Annotated in this window: 21 protein-coding genes and 3 pseudogenes; 12 read left to right on the top strand and 12 right to left on the bottom strand. The window is 32.6% G+C overall.

What is annotated here, in order from left to right; translation table 11 throughout:
• The gene (locus QLQ95_RS16145) at nt 1–285 is read right to left on the bottom strand and encodes a hypothetical protein (RefSeq protein ID WP_095931743.1); all 285 of its coding nucleotides are present in this window, start codon (nt 283–285) and stop codon (nt 1–3) included.
• Nucleotides 286–674: 389 nt separating this feature from the next.
• On the opposite strand from QLQ95_RS16145, the pseudogene QLQ95_RS16140 reads away from it, so the two are divergent.
• From QLQ95_RS16140 to QLQ95_RS16125, 4 genes and pseudogenes are all read left to right on the top strand, one after another.
• Nucleotides 675–887 (top strand): annotated as a pseudogene (locus QLQ95_RS16140) (ATP-binding cassette domain-containing protein); the annotation flags it as partial.
• 216 nt (nt 888–1103) lie between these two features.
• Nucleotides 1104–1553, top strand: a pseudogene (locus tag QLQ95_RS16135) (ABC transporter ATP-binding protein); the annotation flags it as partial.
• Between the two features lie 119 nt (nt 1554–1672).
• Nucleotides 1673–2437, top strand: coding sequence for a TIGR02757 family protein (locus tag QLQ95_RS16130; protein WP_095929984.1), 765 nt, complete (start codon nt 1673–1675; stop codon nt 2435–2437).
• 102 nt (nt 2438–2539) lie between these two features.
• Nucleotides 2540–3886 carry a DEAD/DEAH box helicase gene (locus QLQ95_RS16125; protein ID WP_320495202.1) on the top strand — a complete coding sequence of 449 codons (1347 nt, stop codon included), beginning with the start codon at nt 2540–2542 and terminating at the stop codon, nt 3884–3886.
• A 146-nt stretch (nt 3887–4032) separates the two neighbouring features.
• Here the strand turns inward: QLQ95_RS16125 and QLQ95_RS16120 are convergent, their stop codons facing one another.
• Nucleotides 4033–5145: a lactonase family protein gene (locus QLQ95_RS16120; RefSeq protein ID WP_482500610.1), complete on the bottom strand. Its 1113-nt coding sequence runs from the start codon at nt 5143–5145 to the stop codon at nt 4033–4035.
• Between the two features lie 231 nt (nt 5146–5376).
• Between QLQ95_RS16120 and QLQ95_RS16115 the strand changes: the two genes are divergently transcribed.
• The 5 genes and pseudogenes from QLQ95_RS16115 (at nt 5377) to QLQ95_RS16095 (ending at nt 10367) form a co-directional block, all read left to right on the top strand.
• Nucleotides 5377–7305 (top strand): BatA domain-containing protein, encoded by a 1929-nt coding sequence (locus QLQ95_RS16115; RefSeq protein ID WP_482500608.1) that lies wholly within the window; start codon nt 5377–5379, stop codon nt 7303–7305.
• A gap of 69 nt (nt 7306–7374) precedes the next feature.
• On the top strand, nt 7375–8625 hold the full coding sequence (locus QLQ95_RS16110) for a dihydroorotase (RefSeq protein ID WP_482500607.1): 1251 nt from the start codon (nt 7375–7377) through the stop codon (nt 8623–8625).
• A 5-nt stretch (nt 8626–8630) separates the two neighbouring features.
• Complete coding sequence (locus QLQ95_RS16105; RefSeq protein ID WP_095929979.1) at nt 8631–8957, top strand: hypothetical protein; 327 nt, start codon at nt 8631–8633, stop codon at nt 8955–8957.
• A gap of 140 nt (nt 8958–9097) precedes the next feature.
• Nucleotides 9098–9742 carry an alpha/beta hydrolase gene (locus tag QLQ95_RS16100; RefSeq protein WP_095929978.1) on the top strand — a complete coding sequence of 215 codons (645 nt, stop codon included), beginning with the start codon at nt 9098–9100 and terminating at the stop codon, nt 9740–9742.
• A 56-nt stretch (nt 9743–9798) separates the two neighbouring features.
• A pseudogene (locus QLQ95_RS16095) lies at nt 9799–10367 on the top strand (cysteine hydrolase family protein).
• Nucleotides 10368–10431: 64 nt separating this feature from the next.
• Here QLQ95_RS16095 and QLQ95_RS16090 read toward each other — a convergent pair.
• From QLQ95_RS16090 to QLQ95_RS16080, 3 genes are read right to left on the bottom strand one after another with little or no spacing between them, the layout of a single operon-like run.
• The gene (locus QLQ95_RS16090) at nt 10432–10869 is read right to left on the bottom strand and encodes a hypothetical protein (RefSeq protein WP_428237169.1); all 438 of its coding nucleotides are present in this window, start codon (nt 10867–10869) and stop codon (nt 10432–10434) included.
• A gap of 46 nt (nt 10870–10915) precedes the next feature.
• Complete coding sequence (locus tag QLQ95_RS16085; RefSeq protein WP_095929976.1) at nt 10916–11419, bottom strand: hypothetical protein; 504 nt, start codon at nt 11417–11419, stop codon at nt 10916–10918.
• Between the two features lie 12 nt (nt 11420–11431).
• Nucleotides 11432–12196, bottom strand: a complete 765-nt coding sequence (locus QLQ95_RS16080; RefSeq protein WP_482500604.1) for an MBL fold metallo-hydrolase — start codon at nt 12194–12196, stop codon at nt 11432–11434.
• 90 nt (nt 12197–12286) lie between these two features.
• On the opposite strand from QLQ95_RS16080, the gene QLQ95_RS16075 reads away from it, so the two are divergent.
• The gene (locus tag QLQ95_RS16075) at nt 12287–13747 is read left to right on the top strand and encodes a TonB-dependent receptor (protein ID WP_095929974.1); all 1461 of its coding nucleotides are present in this window, start codon (nt 12287–12289) and stop codon (nt 13745–13747) included.
• A gap of 324 nt (nt 13748–14071) precedes the next feature.
• Here the strand turns inward: QLQ95_RS16075 and bcp are convergent, their stop codons facing one another.
• Nucleotides 14072–14524: a thioredoxin-dependent thiol peroxidase gene (gene bcp / locus QLQ95_RS16070; RefSeq protein WP_428237167.1), complete on the bottom strand. Its 453-nt coding sequence runs from the start codon at nt 14522–14524 to the stop codon at nt 14072–14074.
• Nucleotides 14525–14836: 312 nt separating this feature from the next.
• Here bcp and QLQ95_RS16065 point away from each other — a divergent pair, with 312 nt between their 5' ends.
• Nucleotides 14837–15505 (top strand): endonuclease III domain-containing protein, encoded by a 669-nt coding sequence (locus QLQ95_RS16065; protein WP_482500603.1) that lies wholly within the window; start codon nt 14837–14839, stop codon nt 15503–15505.
• A gap of 62 nt (nt 15506–15567) precedes the next feature.
• Here the strand turns inward: QLQ95_RS16065 and QLQ95_RS16060 are convergent, their stop codons facing one another.
• The 3 genes from QLQ95_RS16060 to QLQ95_RS16050 all read right to left on the bottom strand — a co-directional run bounded on the left by QLQ95_RS16060 (nt 15568) and on the right by QLQ95_RS16050 (nt 17959).
• On the bottom strand, nt 15568–16632 hold the full coding sequence (locus QLQ95_RS16060; protein WP_095929971.1) for a tetratricopeptide repeat protein: 1065 nt from the start codon (nt 16630–16632) through the stop codon (nt 15568–15570).
• Between the two features lie 548 nt (nt 16633–17180).
• Entirely contained in the window at nt 17181–17324 is a 144-nt protein-coding gene (locus QLQ95_RS16055; protein ID WP_248726141.1) for a hypothetical protein, read from the bottom strand.
• Nucleotides 17325–17374: 50 nt separating this feature from the next.
• On the bottom strand, nt 17375–17959 hold the full coding sequence (locus QLQ95_RS16050; RefSeq protein ID WP_095929970.1) for an RNA polymerase sigma factor: 585 nt from the start codon (nt 17957–17959) through the stop codon (nt 17375–17377).
• Between the two features lie 518 nt (nt 17960–18477).
• On the opposite strand from QLQ95_RS16050, the gene uvrA reads away from it, so the two are divergent.
• Complete coding sequence (uvrA, locus tag QLQ95_RS16045; RefSeq protein WP_482500600.1) at nt 18478–21273, top strand: excinuclease ABC subunit UvrA; 2796 nt, start codon at nt 18478–18480, stop codon at nt 21271–21273.
• 88 nt (nt 21274–21361) lie between these two features.
• Here the strand turns inward: uvrA and QLQ95_RS16040 are convergent, their stop codons facing one another.
• The 3 genes from QLQ95_RS16040 to QLQ95_RS16030 form a co-directional block, all read right to left on the bottom strand.
• Nucleotides 21362–21661 carry a hypothetical protein gene (locus QLQ95_RS16040; RefSeq protein WP_172426902.1) on the bottom strand — a complete coding sequence of 100 codons (300 nt, stop codon included), beginning with the start codon at nt 21659–21661 and terminating at the stop codon, nt 21362–21364.
• A gap of 228 nt (nt 21662–21889) precedes the next feature.
• Nucleotides 21890–23542, bottom strand: coding sequence for a mechanosensitive ion channel family protein (locus QLQ95_RS16035; RefSeq protein WP_482500598.1), 1653 nt, complete (start codon nt 23540–23542; stop codon nt 21890–21892).
• Between the two features lie 96 nt (nt 23543–23638).
• On the bottom strand, nt 23639–25108 hold the full coding sequence (locus QLQ95_RS16030; RefSeq protein WP_482500596.1) for an oligosaccharide flippase family protein: 1470 nt from the start codon (nt 25106–25108) through the stop codon (nt 23639–23641).
• Nucleotides 25109–25120 lie beyond the last annotated feature (12 nt).

Raw genomic sequence — 25120 nt, 5'->3', positions numbered from 1 at the left:
TTATTTTTTCTGAAAGAAATAAGTATAAATCCAAGTCAAGGTAAAAGACGGAATCACATCTGTAAAAGGCAGTATTTCCTCAAGAAAAGTCAAAACACCAGCAACCTTCCCTACTCTTCCTTTATACATTCTTGCCATAATTATGGCAGCGATAGGAGCCCAAACCACATCTGAAAACTCACCCAGAAACGGAATCGAAAAAGAAATCATACCAATTCCATCCAAAACCAGCCCTATAAGTAGTTTTGACATTCTGCTATCTTCTGCAACTTCTAAATCTTGCATAACACATTCATTTTTAAGTTAATCGAAATTAAAAATAATTCACGAAATTCTATTATCTCTTTTCTAAATTTAATTTCCATTATTCCCATATCAATTTATGTACCGATTTTAGATTTTAGATTTTAGATTTTAGATTTTAGATTTTAGATTTTAGATTTTAGATTTTAGATTTTAGATTTTAGATTTTAGATTTTAGATTTTAGATTTTAGATTTTAGATTTTAGATTTTAGATTTTAGATTTTAGATTTTAGATTTTAGATTTTAGATTTTCTAAAAGTCGCTTCGCTCCTTTTGGAATTGGGGTTTTGAAATTTGGAATTTGATTTTCACATATTGGAATTTGATTTTGACCATAATCTTCGTTTCTTTGTAAAAACAGTTTCACTACATGATACACGCAAAAAACATACATAAATTTTACGACAAACTTGAAGTTTTAAAAGGAGTTGATTTACATATTAAAAAAGGCGAAATTGTTTCTATCGTTGGTGCTTCGGGCGCTGGTAAAACTACATTACTGCAAATTTTAGGAACACTAGACAAACCAGATCATAATCCCGATTCATCTTTAACCATTAATGGTAAAAATGTACTCGAGTTACAAAACATTAAAAACAATAGCTCAAATCAAGAAAAAGCATTCAAAATCATCACTTGGTTAGGTTCTTTCTATATTATTCTGCTTGCAGGTTTTTTATTGTTTTTTAGAAATAAAATAGAGAATGATATTTTGGGTTATATCAATTGGGGAATATTACTTATGCCCATTATTTTACTATTAGGGTATTACAATCGTTACTTTAAAAAGAAAAGCAGACAAGACAAAATTTTATCCGATTTTAGAAACTTAAATCTTGGTTTCATTTTTCAGTTTCATCAGCTCCTACCTGAGTTTACAGCGCTAGAAAATGTATGTATTCCAGCTCATATTGCAGGCAAAAAAACCGCTGAAACCGAAGAAGAAGCAAAAAAACTGTTGAACTATCTTGGTCTTTCACACAGAATTAACCATAAACCTAGCGAACTTTCGGGCGGAGAACAACAGCGTGTAGCAGTTGCAAGAGCCTTAATCAATAAACCAGATGTCATTTTTGCCGACGAGCCTTCTGGAAATCTGGACACACATTCTGCCGAAAACCTGCACCAATTATTTTTTCAGCTTCGAGACGAGTTCGGACAGACTTTTGTCATTGTAACGCACAACGAAGAATTGGCCAATATGGCTGATAGAAAATTAGTAATGGTCGACGGACAAATTAGCAATTAAGTTAATTAGGAGCTTTTTCCTGCTGTCCTTCCAATCTTTTATGCCGAACCCCGGCATAAAAGGATTTTCCCTCCCATCAGGGCTAGGGCACTCGAACATAAAAGAATATTTCATTTAAAATGAACCAAAAAGAACTCAAAGAATTTCTAGACGAAAAAGTCATTCAATATAACAATCAGGATTTTATAGAAAGTGATCCTGTACAGATTCCGCATCTCTTTACTCAAAAAGAAGATATCGAAATTGCGGGTTTTCTTAGCGCTTCTATTGCTTGGGGAAACCGCAAAATGATTATCAAGAATTCGCATAAAATGATGGAATTAATGGGCAACACACCTTACGATTTCGTTATGTCACATTCTGACGAAGACTTGGCAAGACTAGAAACCTTTGTGCACAGAACTTTCAACGGACATGATTTTGCTGGCTTTATAAAAGGCTTAAAAAATATCTATCAAAACCATAACGGACTGGAAAATGTATTTGCTAAAAATCAGGAAAAAGACAGTTTGCAGAAAAGCATCAGCGAATTTAAAAAGATATTCTTTGAAACCGATCATTTGGCGCGAACTCAAAAACACATTTCAGATCCGTTAAACAATTCGGCCGCAAAAAGAATTAACATGTATCTACGATGGATGGTTCGTCAAGATGCAAAAGGTGTCGATTTAGGAATCTGGAAAAGCATTTCTCCTGCCGTTTTATCTTGTCCGCTAGACGTTCACTCGGGTAATGTTGCCCGCAAACTTGGCATTCTTTCGCGAAAGCAAAATGATGCTAAAGCTTTATTGGAATTAGATACCAAATTAAGAAAAATGGACGCGCAAGATCCTGTAAAATACGATTTTGCCTTGTTTGGATTAGGGGTTTTTGAAGGGTTTTAATATTGAAAATTAAACAGTTAGACTAATAAATTATTAGATGATTTTAAGAATTTGCTAAACAAACCACGAATTTAACGTACATTTGCACAAAATTAAAAGCAAATGAGCACTTTCGAAAAATTTAATCTTCCAAAATCATTACAAAAAGCAGTTGACGAATTAGGATTTGTTACGCCTACTCCTATTCAAGAAAAATCTTTTTCTGTAATCATGTCTGGACGTGATATGATGGGAATTGCACAAACCGGAACCGGTAAAACATTTGCTTATTTACTACCTCTTTTAAAGCTTTATAAATTTACTCATACCAATACGCCAAAAATTGTAATTCTAGTTCCAACTCGTGAGCTAGTGGTTCAAGTAGTTGAAGAAGTAGAAAAACTGACTACCTATATGTCGGTTAAAACGTTGGGTATTTACGGAGGCGTAAACATCAATACGCAGAAAAAGGCCGTTTACGAAGGTGTTGATATTTTAGTTGGAACGCCGGGACGTACAATGGACTTAGCACTTGATGCTGTTGTTCGTTTTGACGAAACACAAAAATTAGTGATCGACGAGTTTGACGAAATGCTGAATTTAGGTTTCAGACCGCAGCTGACTTCTCTTTTTGCGATGATGAAAACCAAACGTCAGAACATTTTGTTCTCTGCAACGATGACAGATGAAGTCGATGATTTATTAAATGATTATTTCGATTTTCCTGAAGAAGTTACATTGGCACCATCAGGAACTCCGCTTGAAAAAATTACGCAGCTTACTTATAATGTTCCGAATTTCAATACCAAAGTAAATCTTTTAAAACATTTACTGGAAAACGATGAAAGTATGAGTCGTATTTTGGTTTTCGTAAACAACAAAAAGATTTCGGATATGCTTTTCAATCGTATTGATGAGCTTTTTGAAGGACAATTTGGTGTAATTCACTCGAACAAATCTCAAAACTACCGTTTGAGCACCATGGCCGAATTTCAAGAAGGAAATCTTCGCGGCTTAATTACAACCGACGTTATGGCAAGAGGTTTGGATATTTCTAACATCACGCACGTAATTAACTTTGAACTTCCAGAAGAGCCAGAATTGTACATGCACAGAATTGGTCGTACGGGTCGTGCAGACGCAACGGGAACTGCAATTAGTTTTGTTACTCCAAGAGAAGAAGAATTCAAAATTGAAACGGAACTTTTAATGGATCAGGAGCTTAAAATCGCTGATTTCCCTGAAGAAGTCGAAATTTCAGCAAAACTGATCGAAGCTGAAAAAGACAAATTGCCAAGAAAGTTTTTAATGAAAAAACCAAAACTAGAAGGTGATGGCGCTTTCCATGAAAAATCTAAAAAGAACCAAAAAGTAAATCTTGGTGGTCCTTCAAAAACCAAAAAGAAAACTCACGGTTCTGTTAACAGAAATATGTTGAAGACAAGAAACGAGAAGAAGAAGAAAAAATAATTTTTTTAGATGCTAAGGTACTAAGTTGCTAAGGTTCTAAGTTTTTTTTATTCACAAGTAAGAGAAAAGGCTCAAAAGATTAAAATTTAATCTTTTGAGCCTTTTCTCTTAGTATCTTAGCAACTTAGAACCTTAGAACCTTTTTTCTAAATTTTCGTGAATAGAAGTCCTACTGGAGAACATAATTGGATTCTTCTTCCAGTATCTGTCAGTTTTCCTGTTGCGATATCTCTTTTAAAAATAACAATATCATTAGTATATTGATGTCCTACTAAAAGGTAATTTCCTGTTGGATCAATCGCAAAATCTCTTGGTCCTTTTCCTAAAGTGCTTTGCTGTTCAACCAATTCTAAAGCTCCTGTTTTAAGAATTTTGTAAACTGAAATTGCATTTGCGTCTACACGATCGGTAAGATATAAAAAGTTTCCGTCTGGCGAAAGCTTAATTGCCGCTGCTCCCGTTCCTCCTTTAAAGTCTTTTGGAAGAATGCTTGTTTCTGCAACTACCTTCAGACTTCCTGTTTTATCCCAGCTTAATGTTGTCAAAGTTCCATCCAATTCCTGAACTAAATACACAAATTTTCCATCTTTACTGAAAGTCAAATGTCTTGGACCACTTCCTGGTTTTACATCAACACTTCCTTTTAATGTCAAGATTTCGTTTTTAGCTGCTGGATTATATTTATAAATAAATACTTTATCTAAACCCAAATCGTTCGAAAGCACAAACTTTTTATCTGGAGAAAAAACAACCATATGGACATGCGCTTTTTCTTGACGCGCTGCGTTTGGTCCTTTTCCTTCATGCTGGATTAACTGCTGTACTTCAGTAATACTTCCGTCTGTGTTTTTCTTAAAAACCGCGATACTACCGCCAGAATAATTGGCTGCAATTACATGCTTATCATCATTTATTAAATGACACGGATCTGCTCCTAAAGCATCATTTTTATTCAACAAATTGGTCTTTCCAGATGCTGAATCATATGAAAATGAACTTACTGTACTTTGTGTTCCATTTTCGTTCACTGCGTAGATAAACTTATTATCTGCAGAGACAGATAAATAACTTGGGCTTACCACATTCTCAGAAGAACTTTTTAATTTATATTCGCCAGTAGAAGCATCAAATTCATAAACATAAATACCATTGCTTTGGCAGGTATTGGTGTAAGTTCCAACTAATAAATTGAACTTATTTTGAGCTTTAACAGCTGTTATAGATAAAGCGGAAAACAAGATTAAATATATTTTTTTCATAATTTGTTTTTTTTTGAATTAGCTAAAATAAACAATATATCTATTTGAAACAGTCTCTTTATTACAAGAAATTACAAAAGTTACATTTTTTTCATGTACATAAGAAATATAAGCTTTAGACTTTACCAATAATCTCTTAAATGAACTTATATGGTTTAATAATTTTTAATTCGTATTTTTGACCAGCATCTTCGCGAAAAACAAAACGTAGTGAAGTAAATCGAAGCCAGAATGCATTTTAAACATCCCGAAATTCTATACTTTCTGTTTTTATTGATTGTTCCAATTTTGGTTCATTTATTTCAATTAAGACGATTTAAAACTTCTTTTTTCACCAATGTTCGATTTTTAAAAGAACTTGCCATTCAGACTCGAAAGAGTTCTAAAATCAAAAAACGTCTTTTATTAGCCACACGTTTATTATTGCTTGCTTGCGCGATTATTGCGTTTGCGCAACCTTTTTTTGAAGCTGCCGACAGCAAAAATGCTTCAAACGAAATGTATATCATTTTAGATAATTCGTTTAGTATGCAGGCTAAAGGCAAAAAGGGCGAATTATTAAAAAGAGCTGTTCAGGAATTACTCGAAAATACTCCTGAAAACACTCAATTTTCGCTTTTAACAAACACAGAAAACTTTTGGAATACGGATATAAAATCATCTAAAAGCGCTTTACAAAATCTAAAATACAGTGCAACTTCTTTTGATCTTTCAGCAATTACAGCTAAAATTAAGGCACATAAATCGGCGCATAAAAAAGATATTGTCATTATTACCGATGCCGTTGGTTTAAAAGAAAAAGATATTGCAACTATAGATTTTGAAGAAAAACCTTATTTCATAGTTCCAGAAGCAGAACAGAAAAACAATGTCTCTATTGACAGCGTTTATATTAACCAGACTTTAGAAAACTTCTACGAAATTGGCATTAATTTGTCTGCTTATGGCGAAGATTTTAAACCGGTTTCTACAGCCTTATACAATCAAAATAAACTGATCGCCAAAACGATTATCAATTTTGACACGAAGAAAAAGAAAATCAATTTCACCATTCCAAAAGAAGCTTTTCATGGATATGTTGCAATTGAAGATAACGGTTTAAGTTATGACAACAAATTGTTTTTCAGCATTTCTAAAAACAAAAAAACAAACGTTATCAGCATTGGTGAACCTGAAAAAAGCAATTTCTTATCGAGAATTTATACCTCGGCAGAATTCAATTACAACAATTACCCAATTGGCTCTTTAGATTATAATAGTTTAGAAAAACAAAATACGATTATTCTAAACGAATTAATTGATATTCCGCAGGCATTGCAGACGACTTTAAAAGCTTTTGTTTCTAAAGGTGGAAATTTGGTTGTAATTCCGTCTGAGAAAACTTCTCTTTCGAGCTTAAATGCATTATTAGGGAATTTTGGAAAAATTCAATTCGGAAATTTAGAAACTATCAGCAAATTAATCACTAAAATTAATTTCGACCATCCTTTATTTTCGGGCGTTTTCGAAAACAAAATAACCAATTTTCAATATCCAAAAGTAAATAGTTCGTTTGCTGTTTCGAGTTCTTATCCAGCTGTACTTTCATTTGAAGACCAAACTGCTTTTGTAACTGCTGTTCAAAATCAAGTTTCTGGAATAACGGTTTTTACCGCGCCAATAAATAGTACAAATTCCAATTTTCAGCAATCGCCTTTAATTGTTCCGTTATTTTATAAAATCGCTCAGAACAATCAGAAAACGGGCGTAAATGCTTTAACAATAGGAAATAATCAGCCTTATTTTGTGGATGTTTTATTGACTAAAGATGCGATTTTGGAAGTTAAAGGAACAGACGATTCTTTTATTCCGATTCAGCAGATTTTAAATAATAAAGTCAAATTAACATTCAATGATTTTCCGGAAACCGCTGGAAATTATAGTGTTTTTGACAAAAAAGAATGGGTTGAAAATATCAGTTTTAATTACAAAAGAACGGAAAGCGATTTGAGTCAAGTAAACACGAATGTAGTTTCTGATTTCAAAACTGCCGATACCATTTCAACCATTTTTAATACACTACAAACAGAACGAACAGACAGCCAAATTTGGAAATGGTTTGTTATCTTTGCACTGTTATTTTTAGCATTAGAAATGGCAATTATAAAATTTGTGAAATAGAATTCGCGTTTGTTTTAAAGGCATTTTATTTTTTACAAAAATCATTTTACGACAAAAAATTATCTACATATGAAACTAATCATCAAAAGCGCCAAAATTATCGACTCAAAAAGTCCGTTTCACAATCAGACCGTTGATCTTTTAATTGCAGATGGTGTAATAGAAAAAATAGGCGTTTCTCTTCCAAATGACGATGCAGAAGTAGTACGATTTGATGATCTTCATGTTTCTCAAGGTTGGTTTGATAGCAGCGTCTCGCTGGGCGAGCCAGGTTACGAAGACAGAGAAACGATAGCAAACGGATTGAATGTTGCTGCCAAAAGCGGATTCACAGCAATTGCATTACAGCCCAACTCTTTACCAATTATTGACAATCAATCTCAGGTAAATTTTGTAAAAAATAAAGCAAATGGTTTTGCTACAGAAATTTTCCCAATCGGCGCTTTAACTAAAGCCAGCGAAGGAAAAGATATGGCAGAACTTTTTGATATGAAAAATTCTGGAGCAGTTGCTTTTGGAGATTACAATAAAAGTATCGACAATGCTAATATCCTGAAAATCGCTTTACAATATGTTCAAGATTTCGACGGATTGGTAATCGCTTATTCGCAAGATCCAAACATTAAAGGAAATGGTGTAGCAAACGAAGGGATTGTTTCAACAAGATTAGGCTTAAAAGGAATTCCGAATCTGGCAGAAGAACTGCAAATTTCAAGAAATTTATTTTTGTTGGAATATACGGGCGGAAAACTTCACATTCCAACTATTTCTACAGCAAAATCGGTTGAATTAATTAGAGAAGCTAAAGCTAAAGGTCTACAAGTAACTTGTAGCGCATCTGTACATCATTTGGTTTTAACGGATGAAAAACTGGACGGATTCGATACTCGATTTAAAGTAACGCCACCACTAAGAACAGAAGTTGACAGACAAGCTTTGCTTAACGGAGTTGCTGACGGGACTATCGACTTGATTACTTCAGACCATAATCCGATTGATATTGAATTCAAAAAAATGGAATTTGATACAGCCAAAAACGGAACCATAGGTTTAGAAAGCGCTTTTGGAGCTTTACTAACGGTTTTACCGGTAGAAACTATAGTTGCAAAACTTACTGCTGCAAGAACTGTTTTTGGTCTTGAAAACAATACAATTCAAGAAGGTGTAAAAGCTAATATTACTTTGTTTGCAACAGAAGGAAAATCAACTTTTACGAAAGAAAACATTCTTTCAAAATCTAAAAATTCTGCTTTTTTAGGAACTGAACTTAAAGGTTCTGTGTACGGAATTTTAAATCAAAATAAACTAGTTACAAAATAATACAAATGAATAATTCAGTCGAAGAAGGAAAACCAATTGCTATAACGAGTTACATTCTAATCATTGGTGTTTTGATCGCTATGAGCATGAATTCTGAAAACAAAAACAGTTTTGCTTCTTTTCATATCCGTCAAGCTTTAGGTTTGTCTTTATCTTTTATTTCTTTAGGAGCAATAATCAGTAATTTCGATAGTTTTTTTATCACTTTCCCAATGTGGATCTGTATTTCAATTCTATGGACTTTCGGAATTTTTAACGCCATTCAAGGACAAACAAGACCTATTCCGTTAGTTGGGGAATTATTTCAGAAATGGTTTAAAAAAATTGGTTAATTTTTAAAATCTCAAGTTTTAAAAATCCAAATTCCAAAACTGGAATCTGAAATTTGGAACCTTAAAAAACTTTGTCAAAGTTTGAAACTTTGACAAAGATCAAGCTGAACACTGAATACTAAAACCTGAACACTAAAAAAATGAATCTATCTTTAGAATATAAAATAAGAGAACCAAAAGTAATTTTAGATAAAAATCCGTTATTGCTTCTATTACACGGATACGGCAGCAATGAAGCCGATTTATTTTCTTTTGCTTCTGAACTTCCAGATAACTATTACATTATTTCTGCTAGAGCACCTTACGATTTACAATATGGTGCTTACGCTTGGTACGCGATTAATTTCGATGCCGATCAAAATAAATTTTCTGATAATGAACAAGCAAAAACTTCTCGTGATATAATTGCTAATTTCATTGACGAATTGGTTGCCAATTACCCAATTGATGCTAATAATGTAACTTTAATCGGATTTAGCCAAGGGTCTATTTTAAGTTATGCAACGGCACTTTCTTATCCAGAAAAAATTCAAAGAGTGGTAGCAATGAGTGGTTATTTTAATGAAGAAATCATCAAAGAAGGTTTTGAAAACAATGATTTCAAAAACTTAAAATTCTTCGCTTCACACGGAACTGTAGATCAAGTTATTCCGATTGAATGGGCGAGAAAAACTCCAGCGATTTTAGAGAAACTAGAGATCCCAGTTGTTTACAAAGAATATCCAGTTGGACATGGAGTAGCACCTCAGAATTTCTTTGATTTTAAGAATTGGCTGATTGGTTAGTGACCAGTGTTCAGTATTTTAGTTTTCAGCCAATCTAACTTTCTAAATCTAAAAAAATGAGTATTTCAAAACTTGACAATCCCGCATTGATTTTAATTGACATTCAAAAAGGATTTAACGATGTTGCCTATTGGGGCGGAGACCGAAATAATGTTGACGCAGAAGAAAAAGCGGGTGAACTTTTAAAAATTTGGAGAGCTAAAAAACTGCCTATTTTTCACGTTCAGCATTGTTCTTCAAATCCAAATTCGATTTTAAACGAAACAAATCCTGGAAATGAATTTCAGGATATTGTGAAACCTCTTGAGGGAGAAACAATAATCAAAAAGAATGTCAATAGTGCTTTTATAGGAACGAACCTAAAAGAACTAATTGACAATGCTAATATCACGAATCTTGTTATTGTTGGTTTAACTACAGATCATTGTGTTTCTACAACAACTAGAATGGCTGGTAATTTTGGTTAACAGTATATTTAGTTTCGGATGCAACCGCAACTTTCAATAAAAAAGGTCTAAACGGAGAAGAATTCTCTGCCGAATTAATACATCAGACTGCTTTAGCAAGTTTAAACGAAGAATTTGCTCGGGTTGTTGCTTCTGATTTTATTAAAGAAATTATTTAAATATGTAAAAAGTGAAATGTAAAATGATTGAACAAATTTACATTTCACTTTTTACATGTTACTTTTATTCTCCTGTATAAAGAATCTTCTCTCCTTTTTTCAGAACATATCCTTTCCAAGGAATTAACTGCCAATCGCCGTTAACCCAAGAATCACCTTCCGATTTTCTTTCCAGAATGATAGATTCTTTCTGAGTATCTAAGAAAAGTTCTGCTTTATTTCCGTCAAAAATTACATAGGAAACCGTAGAATAGGTTTTTCCATCTTCAGCATGGTTCAGTTTTGTGCTATTTTCAAAAACCCTGATACACTCTTTCTTAAGCGTTGACCAAGTATAGCCTGCTGAAGCTTTACAGCCATGCGAATCCGAATCTCCTCCAACCACAGCTTCTTTTTGTGACTCTTTTGGAGTTGCAGTAGTTGTGCTGGTATTTTCTTGAGAAACTTTCTTTCCGCAAGAAAGTGCACTTGCCATAATCAAAAACAAAAATATCTTTTTCATAATCCTAAATTTATTTAAAGGTCAAAAAAAATAGGATTATAAAATCCTATTTTTGATATAACCAAGTTTGATTTACTTCAAAGGTAATATTATCATCGTTATCAACAAAGTATTTTAACAAGACTTCTCCCCATAATTCTCCATTGCTATAATCTGCAATGATCCAACGGTGGTTTAAAATTTTTACTTTATTGATGATAAATTTGTTTGGACCTATTTGATCTTGCCCTGTATAAGGATTCCCTTTTGGATTTGCATTGAAATCTAACAGCTTTTCAGTTACAACCGGAATCAGTTTTTCATACAAAATTACTTTTCCGCCAGAAGCACTATTATCAAAGTAGTTTTGTGCATTTTCGTTATGCTCTAAAGAAAAATAATCAGCTTCTGCCAATTGAGTTTTTACTAGACTAATACTATCTCTTAGTTTCTTAGTTGTTTTATCATATCTATTCTGCGCAAATTTTACTTCACCGCTGTAGAACGCATAAGTAAAGACATTCATTAAAATGGCTAGAATAAAAAGATAAAGCATTAAGGATTTTTTCATTGTGTGGTATAATTAAATTGTAATTTCTAAATTATCGTAAGCCAAGAAAACATTTTCAGGAAGGCTTTGCTGCACTTCTTCATGAAATCCTAAAACATGGCTAATATGCGTTAAATACGCTTTTTCGGGCTTAACAAGATTAATAAAATCAAGTGCTTCTTGCAGATTGAAATGAGTATTGTGAGGTTCGACACGCAAAGCATTTACAACCAAAACTTTCAGTCCTTTTAGTTTTTCAATTTCAGCTTGTTCGATGGTTTTTACATCTGTCAGATAAGCAAAATCATCTATTCTATATCCAAAAACCTGCAAATCACCGTGCATAGCATTTATCGGAATTGCCACTTTATCGCCAACTGCAAAAGGTGCATTGTTTTGCACTTCGATTGTTTTTACACTTGGTGCGCCTGGGTATTTGTTTACCGTTTCAAAAACATAATCAAAACGACGTTTCAGATTATCTAAAACGCGTTGATGTCCATAAATTGGAATTTCTCCCTGTCTAAAATTAAATGGGCGGATATCATCTAAACCTGCAGTATGATCTGCATGTTCGTGAGTAAAGAGAATTGCATCCAATTTTTGGCATCCGCAAGAAAGCATTTGCTGTCTGAAATCGGGGCCGCAATCTATTACATAAGAATGCTCGCCCCATGTTATCCAAATGGATACACGAAGCCTTTTATCCTTAGCATCAGTGCTTTTGCAAACGGGATGATCGATTCCGATAATTGGAATACCTTGAGAAGTACCTGTACCTAAAAAATAAACCTTCAATTGAACTTAATTTTTTTACAAAAATAGGATTATTTCTCTTTCATTAGAAGCCTAATTTACTAACTTTGTAACAAATCTATTTAAAACAAAATGGGTACAGAAATAAAACTCAAGGGTGACAAGGTCATCGAACAGATTCCTTCTATAAAAGACAAAGCGTTACGCATTAATTTAAACGAAAATATTTACGGAACATTTGCTGAGATTGGTGCTGGACAAGAGACCGTTAGACACTTTTTCAGATCGGGAGGTTCGTCGGGAACTATTGCAAAAGCGATGTCTGCCTATGATAAAGATTTTAGTGATGCCATTTATGGGACTGAAAGCGACGGAAGATATGTTACTGAAGAGCGACTGAAAAAAATGCTTACACATGAAGGACAAATCATCGAAGAGCGTTTAAGTCGTGAAAAACACCCTACAAAACTTTTTTTTAGCTACGCTAATACTGTTGCCACAATAGATTTTGCCAAACAATTTAAAGGTCACGGCTGGGTCGGAATTAGATACCAAATTGAACCAGACGAAGCGTATAACGAAATTATCCTACATATTCGTTTTAAAGAAACCGACGCTAGATTACAACAGGAAACACTGGGAATTTTAGGAGTTAACTTAATTTACGGTGCTTTTTACAAATATAACGATCCAAAACGATTACTTCGTTACTTATACGATCACTTAGATAAAGATCAATTAGAGATCGACACCATTAACTTTTCTGGACCTCGTTTTGCCGATGTAGACAATCGTTTAATAAGTTTGCAATTGGTTAAAAATGGAATGACAGATGCCGTAATGTTTAACCCTGAAGGAAAAAACATTTTGCCAGCAGCTATCTTATACAAAAAGAACCTTTTAGCTTTAAGAGGAAGTTTCCGTCCAGTTACTAAAGTAAATATGGACATGTATGAGAAATCATTAGAAATGTTTCTAAAAGAAAATAAAGTTGAAAAAAATAACACTCTGGTTGTTTTCGAAATCACTCTTTCGAATTTACGTTCTGACGGTGAGATTGACGAGCGTGACTTTATGGACAGAGCCGAATTACTTTGTTCTCTTGGCCAAACAGTTATGATTTCGAATTTTCAAGAGTATTATAAAGTTGTAGAATACTTCGCCAATTACACCAAAGCTCGTATGGGATTAGCAATGGGCGTAAACAACCTGGTTGATATTTTTGACGAGAAGTATTACCGTCATTTAAGTGGTGGAATTCTAGAAGCTTTCGGTAAATTATTCTATCGTGATATGAAAGTATTCTTATATCCTATGTTAGATGAAGATGGCTCATTAATGAATTCGAACAACTTAAAGGTTCATCCTAGAATGAAAGAATTGTATAAATTCTTTAAATTCAACGGAAAAGTGGTTGATATTGAAGATTACGATCCGAATATCTTGGATGTTTTCTCTAGAGAAATCCTAAAAATGATCAATCAAGGCATACCTGGATGGGAACCAATGCTTCCTCCTGGAATTCCTGAAATTATAAAAGAACATCACCTTTTTGGATATCATCCACAGAAAGAATTAGAACAAAATACATAATAAAAAAAGTCCCTTTATTGGGACTTTTTTTTATGTTTCAAGTTTCAGGTTTCAGGTTATTGTTGGAGCGGGTATTTTTTTTACGGCAAAGTTCACAAAGTTTTTCGCAAAGCTCGCAGAGAAATTATATAAAGCTTTGTAAAAGCTTTTTAAGTTCTTAAAGTAATATAATCTATATTTCTAAGCTTTGAGGACTTAAAAAAAAACTTTAAGTCAAACTGTAAACCTTGGCGAGCTTTGCGAAAAAACTTAGCGAACTTTGCGTTAAAATTAGGTCCCAACAGGCAACTTGAAACCTGAAACTTGAAACTTGAAACAAAATCTCTATTTCAAAATCTGCGAAGCGTGTTCTTTTGTTTTTACTTTTTCGATTACTTCTTCTATAATTCCTTTTTCGTCGATTACGAAAGTTGTTCTATGAATTCCGTCGTATTCTTTTCCCATGAATTTCTTTGGTCCCCAAACTCCAAATGCATTAATAACCGATTTGTCTTCGTCTGCAAGTAAAGGAAATGGCAATTCATATTTTTCTTTGAATTTTATCTGTGCTTTCTCACTGTCGGCACTAACACCAAGAAGTTCATAATTATTTGCTTGAAAACGATGAAAATTATCTCTTAAATCGCAAGCTTCAGCCGTACAGCCTGGCGTACTTGCTTTTGGATAAAAGAAAACAACTAATTTTTTTCCAGCATAATCTGCCAGCTTATGTGTTTTTCCGTCTTGATCTGTTCCTGAAAAATTTGGCGCTTTATCTCCTGCTTTTAATGTTGTCATACCTTTTTTTTATTTTAGATTGTTGATTTTAGAATTTAGATTACTGATTCTGTAGTTTTGATTTTAGATTATTCACAAAGATAAATTATAACTTACAACTCACGGCTCATAATTTGCAACTTCTTTTTGCCCCAGATTGAAGTGAAAACCCCGGAATTATGATAGTCTACATTTTTTGTATTTAAAAAGCGACCGAAGGAAGCTCTTTTAAATACTTAAAAATGTGACTAGCATAATGAGGAGTTGAAACGGAAAGCTGGATTAGGCACATCATTAAAATTATACTATTTTTACAACATTAAAAATACGGAAATGAATAAAGAAGCTCGCGTACAATTTGTTATTGATAAATTAAAAGAACTCTACCCTACTATACCTGTTCCGCTTGATCATAAAGATCCTTATACGCTTTTGATCGCTGTTTTATTATCTGCACAATGTACCGATGTTCGTGTAAACCAAATTACACCTTTATTATTTGCAAAAGCTGATAACCCGTATGATATGGTTAAAATGTCGGTGGAAGAAATCAAAGAAATTATTCGTCCCTGCGGTTTATCCCCTATGAAATCTAAAGGCATTTATGGTTTATCTGAAATTTTAATTGAAAAGTATAATGGCGAGGTTCCACAGAGTTTTGAGGCACTTGAAGCCTTACCTGCTGTTGGACATAAAACGGCAAGTGTGGTAATGTCCCAAGCTTTTGGCGTGCCCGCTTTTCCTGTAGACACACATATTCACCGCTTGATGTACAGATGGAATTTATCTAACGGCAAAAATGTAGCGCAGACCGAAAAAGATGCTAAAAGATTATTTCCTAGAGATTTATGGAATGATTTGCACTTACAAATTATTTGGTACGGCCGAGAATATTCGCCCGCTAGAGGCTGGAATCTTGAAAAAGATATTATAACGAAAACCGTTGGTAAAAAATCTCTAATTGAAGAGATGGAAAAAAGCACAAATAAGGTTAAAAAATAAAAGGCGCAGATAAAAACATCTGCACCTTTGTTATTTTTCAACTTTATATCTTTTTAAGAAAATTACATTCCCGCTTTTAAAGCATTATATTCTGCATTCATATCAAGCGATCTGTAAACGCCCAATAATGTTTTGGTAGCATCTGGATTTTTCGGTTCAAGAACCAATACTTTTTTCAAATACGGAATTGCGCTTCGAATAATATCATCTTTCTGAGCGTTCAGTTTGTCATATTTCTTCATTTCGGCTGGAGTAGTTCCTAATGATGCTATTTCATCAGCCAAATCTTTTTTCATTTGCAATTTCAAATAAGCCAAATTAATATAGGCATCAACATAATTCGGGTCTAATTCCAGAACATAATTATAAATAGATTCTGCTCTTGGATAATCCTTTTTTTCAAGATACGCATAAGCTAGGTTATTGTTGACTTCTGTTCTTTTAGAAGGCACAGACTCTGTTCTGGGTTTTTCGTAAAGACCTTGCTGTATTGCCGACTCTCTAGCTTTTGGCGAAATAAAAACGTCTTCTTCTTTTGTTTTCTTATTTGTCGCATAGTACAAAACTCCTTTTCCTGAATAATTAATCTTTTTCAGAAGTTCGTAGTAAGTCACAGCTGCATTGAAATCTTTGGCATTTAGAGATGAAGATGCTGCATTGTATAAGTTTATGGTATCTTTTTTATCAAACAAATATACCTTATAGCTTTTTTCGGCACTTTCTTTGTATTTTTCGGCTTTAAAATCTGCCATTGCACCATTTACAAGACTAGCTTTCATGTCTTTTAAAGCCATATTAGCTTTAATGGTCCACTTAAATTTTCCTGATTCGTTCTCGTATAAGAAAACGTCTTGATACGATTGCGATGCCAATGTAAAATTGTTTGCTGCATCTATGTTTTTTACAGCCAAATCTTTTAAGACATTACCTTTTAAGAAATAGTAATCAGATTTGTCTTCATCAGAAGCATTAAGAATAAGGTATTCTGTTTTAGTTAAAATAGTCAAAGCGTCTTGACTATTTCCTTTATCAAATAAAGACTGCGCTTCCTTAATTTTGTCTTTTTGGGCAAATGCGCCAATGCTCATCAATAATAAGCACGACAACACTTTAATGTTCTCTTTCATTTTTACGGTTAAGTTTTGGTGATTAAATGATTTTTCTTAGTTCTTTTGAGGCACAGTAAAGAGATAATTAAACTGGTTTAAAAATTATCTTTATTACCATTTGTGAGTAAACATTTTCTGGTCCAAATATTTTCTCAAAAATCAAATGAGCATCAAACTTAACAAAATAAAGCAGGGTAGTTTTTCTTCATAAACGATCTGTTTTTTGGGGTTATATTTAATTTTTAATGTATTGTTTTTCTAATTCTTATCTTAATCAACTTTTCAATACGAATAACACTTTATAAAAGTATTTTATTCGAGTAAAAAGTTAGTTTTTTAACTAAAATAGAATTAAAAACCAAATAAACATATAAATTCTCATCAAATTTTTAAATTTTAACAAAACAAGAGAAAAATGATGTAAAAACCTTATGTTTTTTAAATCAGAAAAAGTAGAAATAAAAAAACTCACTACTTGTATATTAAATATACAAACAGTGAGCTCTTAAACCAAAACGACCATTTGGTTTATTTTTGATAAACATCCGACAGGAGCAGTGGGCTGTTTAGTTAGCTATAATCTCAAAATTTTTATCCTCAATCTTAACTACAGTCAAGGCTCTTGAATAATTCAATAAAAAAGAAACAACTTCTTTTTTAGGTTTAAGATTTTTAGAAGCTAATGCTTTTTTTGAGTAAATTTTCCCCATACTATCAGAATATTTTATACTAATATAACGGGCTTATTATCAAAATAGTATTAGTTGGTTAAAATAATTTGATGTTTATCTATTATTTTTCTCAAATTCATTAGCGCATAACGCATTCTTCCTAATGCTGTATTGATGCTAACGCCTGTTATTTCAGAGATTTCTTTGAAGCTCATATCTTGATACATACGCATCACCAGTACTTCCTTTTGGTCTTCTGGCAGCTCTTCTATTAGCTTTTTCAAATCAAGTTCTACTTGATCTACAATCATTTTGCCTTCAATTGTCAAGGTATCGTCTGACATAATAGAGAAAATAGAAAACTCTTCTGTCTCTCTGTACATTGGCATTTTCTTTGTTTTGCGAAAATGATCTACAATTAAATTATGAGAAATACGCATAACCCAAGGCAAAAATTTACCCTCTTCGTTGTACGAATTACTTTTTAAAGTTTTAATTACTTTAATAAATGTATCTTGAAAAATATCATTTGAAATATCTCTATCAGCTATCTTAGAATATATAAATCCATATATCTTAGACTCGTGCCTTTTTATTAATGTTGCAAGTGCAGCTTCACTACCGTCAACATAATTTTTTACTAATAGAGCGTCTGGAGTATGCAGATCAGCCATAATAACTACTTTTTTTAGTTTTAATTTTAAAATTTGGAGTATTTTCTAAAAAGTAGTTTTTTTATATAGGCGTTTCTTTTTTATAGGTTATGTTAATATTGTGACCAAATTTAACAAATTTTAGTTTTAAAAAGCAAATAAAATCATTAATAATTATTAGTAAAACTTTTATTAATGTACAATAAACATAAAATTTACGTACAAACAGCTAAAAATTCACAAAACAAAAGAGGCTTAAAAGCGTTAAAAAATACATCTAAATACCTCAATATTAACGAGATAATATTTACTTATTCATTCAAATCAAAATTCAAATTACAATTTTTTCTCGGAATAAGCAGACAATTGTTTAATATTTTTTTCGCAGAACAATTTATTTCCATGCAAAAAGCATCTTTTTTAAGTTAAAATGCAGTTCAAAAAAGAATCCTAAAAGATTAAAATAGTTAAGATTTGGAACTAAATCCTTAACTAAATCCAATTCAAAATTGATTACTTTTGTAAAAATTGACTTTTTTATGCAAATTGACCTTTCTAAAATAGATCCAAAATCAAATATTATAATTAAAGGAGCACAGGTACATAATTTAAAAAATGTAGATGTTGTAATTCCGAGAAATAAACTGGTTGTCATTACAGGTCTTTCAGGATCAGGAAAATCGAGTTTAGCTTTTGATACTTTATATGCCGAAGGACAAAGACGTTACGTAGAAAGTTTATCCTCTTATGCGCGTCAGTTTTTAGGCCGTTTAGACAAACCAAAGGTAGAATACATTAAAGGCATTGCACCTGCAATTGCTATTGAGCAAAAGGTTAACACAACCAACGCCCGTTCGACTGTAGGAACTTCTACAGAAATTTACGACTACATCAAACTTTTGTTTGCGAGAATTGGACGCACGTACTCTCCTATTTCTGGGCAGGAAGTCAAAAAAAATACCGTTACAGATGTTATTTCCGACGTTAAAAATCTTCCACTCGATAGCAGATGGTTACTTCTTGCTCCTATTCATCTTGAAGAAGGCAGACAATTAGAAGATAAACTAAAAGTGCTTTTACAGCAAGGTTTTGCCCGTATCTTGGTTGATAATGAAATGGTTCGTTTAGACGAGTTTTCTGCTTCAGATTTACATCAATTAGACAATAAAGATATTTTATTGATCATTGACCGTATTGTTGTAAAAGAGGAAGAAGAATTTTATAACCGTCTGGCTGATGCTGTACAAACTGCTTTTTTTGAAGGAAAAGGAATTTGTTATCTTCAAGAATTAAATGCCGAAAAGAGATTTTCTTATTCGAATAATTTTGAGCTTGATGGAATAACTTTTCTAGAGCCAAATGTGCATTTATTCAGTTTCAATAATCCGTATGGAGCTTGCCCTGTTTGTGAAGGTTATGGAAATATAATTGGCATTGATGCTGATCTGGTTGTTCCGAACACTTCATTATCCATTTATGAAAGCGCTATTTATCCATGGCGTGGCGAGAGCATGAGCTGGTACAAAGATGAATTGGTCAAACATGCTTATAAATTTGATTTCCCAATTCACAAACCCTATTTTCAATTAACACACGAACAGAAAGATTTAATTTGGACTGGAAATCAGTATTTTCAAGGACTTAATGATTTCTTCAGAGAATTGGAAGAAAAAAATTATAAGATTCAAAATCGTGTAATGCTTTCGCGTTACCGCGGAAAAACAAAATGTCATATTTGTAAAGGCAAACGTCTGCGCGAAGAAGCATCTTACGTAAAAATAAACGGAAAAACGGTTTCTGACTTGGTAGATTTACCAATTAAGCATTTGGTTACTTTCTTCAAAAACATTGAATTAAATCAGTACGAACAGCAGATTGCTAAACGTTTGATGGTTGAAATTAATAATCGTTTATCTTTTTTAACCGAAGTTGGATTGGATTATCTTACTTTAAATAGAAATTCTGCTACACTTTCTGGAGGAGAATCTCAGCGTATTAATCTAGCAACTTCGCTTGGAAGCAGTTTGGTTGGATCGATGTATATTTTGGATGAGCCAAGTATAGGTCTGCATCCCAAAGATTCTGAAAGACTAATTAAAGTATTGCTTTCTCTTCGTGATCTTGGCAACACCGTAATTGTGGTCGAGCATGACGAAGATATTATGAAAGCTGCCGATATGATTATTGATATTGGTCCCGAAGCTGGAACTTTTGGAGGGAAATTGGTTGCACAAGGAACTTATGATGAAATTTTGAAATCTGATTCTTTGACCGCAAAATATTTAAATGGCGATTTAGAAATTTCTGTTCCAAAGAAAAGAAGAAAATTCAAAAATCATATTGATATTATTGGCGCACGCGAAAATAACTTAAAGAATATTAATGTTACTTTTCCATTAGATGTTCTAACTGTTGTTACAGGAGTTTCTGGAAGCGGAAAAAGTACTTTAATTAAGAAGATTTTGTTTCCTGCGGTACAGAAAAAACTGGAAAGCGCCTCTGAAAAAGCAGGACAATTTACTGAAATTTCTGGATCTTTTTCGCAAATTAAGCATATTGAGTATGTAGATCAAAATCCGATTGGAAGAAGTTCAAGATCAAATCCAGTTACCTATATCAAAGCATATGATGATATTCGTGATTTGTATGCTAAAGAAAAATTATCAAAAATAAGAGGTTATCAGGCGAAACACTTCTCTTTTAATGTTGACGGAGGACGATGCGAAACTTGTAAAGGAGAAGGTTCTATCAATGTCGAAATGGTCTTTATGGCCGATGTTTCGCTACCTTGTGAAACTTGTGGTGGAAAGCGATTTAAAAAAGAAATTCTAGAGGTTACTTTTGACAATCAGAATATCAATGACATTCTTACCATGACAATTGACGATGCGATTGCCTTTTTCGAAAAAAACAAACAGGCTAAAATCACTCAAAAATTGCAGCCTCTTCAAGATGTAGGTTTAGGATATGTTCAATTAGGGCAATCTTCTTCTACACTTTCTGGTGGAGAAGCACAGCGTATTAAATTGGCTTCCTTTTTAGTTAAAGGAGCAACAAAAGATAAAGCATTATTTGTTTTTGATGAGCCTACGACTGGACTTCATTTTCATGATATTAAAAAGCTTTTGGCTTCGTTTGATGCATTAATAGATAAAGGACACTCGATCATTGTAATCGAACATAACCTAGATTTAATAAAATGCGCCGATTGGATACTCGATTTAGGTCCAGAAGGCGGAGAAAATGGAGGTCATTTATTGGCATCTGGAACCCCAGAAGATATTGTAAAAGTAAAAGAATCGGTAACGGGAGTTTACTTAAAAGACAAACTATAAATCTTACTCGTTTTTAAATAACAAAGCCATAAATGCAATTGATTAATTTGCATTTATGGCTTTATTTATTTCTCGTTTTTTAGCTTTCTTATGCTACCAAACATCTTTCCTCAAAAGGAAGACCATCTTCGTCAATAGCTACTAAAATCTTTTTTTGTTTTGAAGCTTCAAAGGTTAAGTACAGCCATGCAAATGACCATAAACCTAGAGTTAAACAAAAAATCAAAAAATTCAAACTGTGATTAACCACTTTACCACCTTTAGATAAAACTGCGAAAAGCAATTCATCATTTCTTTCTTCTAAAGTAAATCCATTATGAACTTTGGTTGATATCATATTAGAAAATACTTGCATGCTTTGTTCATGGCTGAGATGATTGTACTTCATAATTTCTAATCTACAATTAATTCTGGTTACACTTTATTCGTAATTTCCTTCAAAACTATTTAATTCCTAACAATAAATAAACACCTACATCTAGTCGTTTTATTAGAAAAAAAACTGAATTTTGAGCAAAGTACTGACAAACATTCATGATAAAGTTAATTTTTATTCAATTAATTACAAAGTATCCATGTGTTAAAGTTTTAAATTTAATTACTCGTTATCAATTATTTAACCTTTGCTTTTAATATTAAAAACGGGAGATTCATAATCTTCTTTTAAATAATTAGGCGGAATTGTTGTTGTGTTTCCATCTCGTAAAGCACTGTAATGAGGCGACATAATCTCTATACCTGCAGCATTAAAAGAATCTTGAATATTTTGATGAAGTGAAGAATAAATCCTAGGTTGTTTGGTTGGTTCTTTGGTATAAACATTTATTTGATACGAAACATAAAAATCATCTAAACTGGTTTGCAATACAAATGGTTTAGGTTCTTTTTCTGTCATTTCCGTTTTTAAAGCGGCATCAATCAAGGCGGCATAAATGTCTTTCCAAGGAACATCATATCCAATTGTCACTGTGGTATGTATTAATAATCCGTTTGTAGACTGATTTGTATTTGCCGAATAATTGGTTGAAGTACTTGACAAAACGGTAGCATTTGGAATTGTTATATCTTCAAATTTTGGTGTTCTGATTCTGGTGACCAAGGCCGTTTTTTCAATTACTTCTCCGCTTACATCACCAATTTTTATAAAATCCCCTATTTTAAACGGACGCATATAGGTAATAACCAAACCTGCAACCATATTGGCAATGGCATTAGAAGAACCAAGTGAGAATAAAACTCCGACAAATACAGAAACTCCCTTAAAAATAGGTGAATCTGAACCTGGCAAATACGGAAAAATAATCACCAGCATAAAAGCGTACATTAAAAGTCTGATCACGTTGAATGTCGGTAATGCCCAATCACTATAAAAGCCATCAATTTTAATGTTTTCTGATTTTATTTCATAAAAGAAAAACTTAATTACCTTAAGAGAGTATTTAAAAATAATGATGATTACAATTATGGTAAACAAGCTTGGCAAAAAGCTGATAAATCCCATAAAAGCCAATTTAGCTGGCGTTAAAATCCATTTGAGCAATGTTGTTGTATAGTCTTTTGTGGCAGGAAATATGCTGAACAAAACAGGAAGCGAAAGATATACGATTAAAATAAGCGTAATTATTTTTATAATCCCAAAAAATCGAAGGAACAAAAACAACTGTTTGTCTGGAGATAATATATTAATTGAATTGTAACTGACTCCTTTAAAATACCTAGCTCTATTTTTTACGATATATCTTTTTATGAAATTGAAAACTTTCAATATCAAAAATAAGACTAATCCAATTATAAGAGTTAATAATACTGTATATCCAATTCGTTTAGGAAGCTGCGAATAATTTTCATTCTGATAGATTATTGCACTTTTAATTTTAGCCAAATTGCGATTGGCAATAGCGCTTACCGTGCTGTTTTCGGCTTTTGCATCGGCTTCCAAAACAGACATAATCACCAAATCGCTTTGATATACAATATCCATAGAAACATCAGAAGGAATAACTTTTATAGAATCTTTTTCAAAAAAAGACTCATTGTACAATCTCTTAATTTTATTAGTAATGTATTGAGCCCGTTCTTTTGCAGAAAAGGAGCCAACATTATGGTAAATAAAAAAAATTGTATCATTAAAAGGCTTAACAGGATAACCTTTTAGTTTTACTGTTGCAGATTCTTTTTCTTGGTTTTTCAGATTATTATTCTGGGCGATTACCGAAAAAGAAAACAAGACAAAAAACAAAGCTAATAACCTAAGTACTTTTATTTTCATATTCTATTAGAAATAAATTAGTTATCCTTTCTAACAAATATAAAAACAAAAAAGCTACGATTTTTAAATTACTTTCTTTTTTACAGAAAAATCAGATCAAATTTTAAAACCTAATTTTTTAAAAATTGAATCTATAACATTATTGATATCTGGTGAAATCTTAAATTTATAATTCAAATACAGATATAAAATAGTTACTAATATCGATTTTAAAGCAATACTGATTAATTGAAAAAACGGGAATTCCCAAAAATAAAACAATAAAAACAATGCAAAAGTTAAGAGCATCGAATGAATAGTCTGTTTTGTAAAAGGGTATAAATGAAGTTTTTTTACCACAAAAAGCAGTTTTGCCAAACTATATAAAGTAATAGACAAAAGTGTTGCAAAGGCAGAACCAAAAATCCCGAAAATCGGAATAAATATCATGTTTAAAATTACGGTCAGAACAACAAGCATTAATCCTAAATACAATACCATACGGTAATATTTGGTATTAAAAATAATAGCATTATTATTTCCTAAAATCAAGTCAAAATACTTAGAAAGACCAATCATAAATACAACTGAAATACCTCCGCTGTATTCTTTTGGAACCAATTCATACAATTGATGAATGTTCACAAAAATACACAGCATTACAAATCCACCGACAATCTGTAAGTTAATTGACGTTTTTTTGTATAGCTGATTCAATTCGTCGTGTTTGTTTTCATGCATTAACTTTGCCGTAATCGGATACACAATCTGATGCATGGCACGACTTGGCACCGAAATAACCAAAGCGATGTAAGTAGCAACTGAATAATAAGCAATATTTTCAATCTTCATGTATTGATTCAGCATCAGCTTATCTCCATCTAGAAGCAAATTGGCAACGCTTCCTGACAAGATAATATAAAAAGTATACTCCATTACACTTTTTACATTTTGTGGTATTGTAATCTGGAAATTAGGCTTTTTTATGTAAAATGCATAAAACATGGTGACAATAAAAGCCAGAAAATAAATACCCGCCGTTACATAAACAAACTCAACCAGACTGATCCAATTGAAATACAATCCGATCAAGGCAAATGTAGAAAGCAGTCTTAAACCGACTTCTTTAATAAAGTTTCCGAAAACAGAATGCATGTGTACTCTCGCCCAAGCGTAAAATATTTCAAAATAGGCCATGCAGATTCCAATAAACGGAATAAGGAGCATAAACTCACGAACAACCGGGTTCTCTTTAGAAACAAAATCGGTTATATCGTCGTAGAAGAAGATTCCGATAAGTCCTAACGGAATACACATTAAAATGGGAAACAGTGCTGTAAAAGACAAAAACTGCTCTCTTTCTTCTTCTGTTTCATATTGCGAATAAAACTTTACAAGCGTATTCTGCATTCCGATTGCAAACAAAGGCATAATTACGTTTGCAGCAGAAGTAACGTAATTGGTTAATGCGTAATAAGTTGCCCCAAGAAATACGGGATAAAGATATAATGTATTAATGGCTCCGATACCAAAACCAATGTATGTAATTATAGTGTTTTTAAAAGACTGATTTAAGACAATACCCATTTCTTGAGTTTA

The organism is Flavobacterium sp. B330r, from assembly GCF_056824325.1.
Note: the sequence above shows the minus strand (reverse complement) of the source record. Positions and strands in the feature narration are given on the sequence as shown.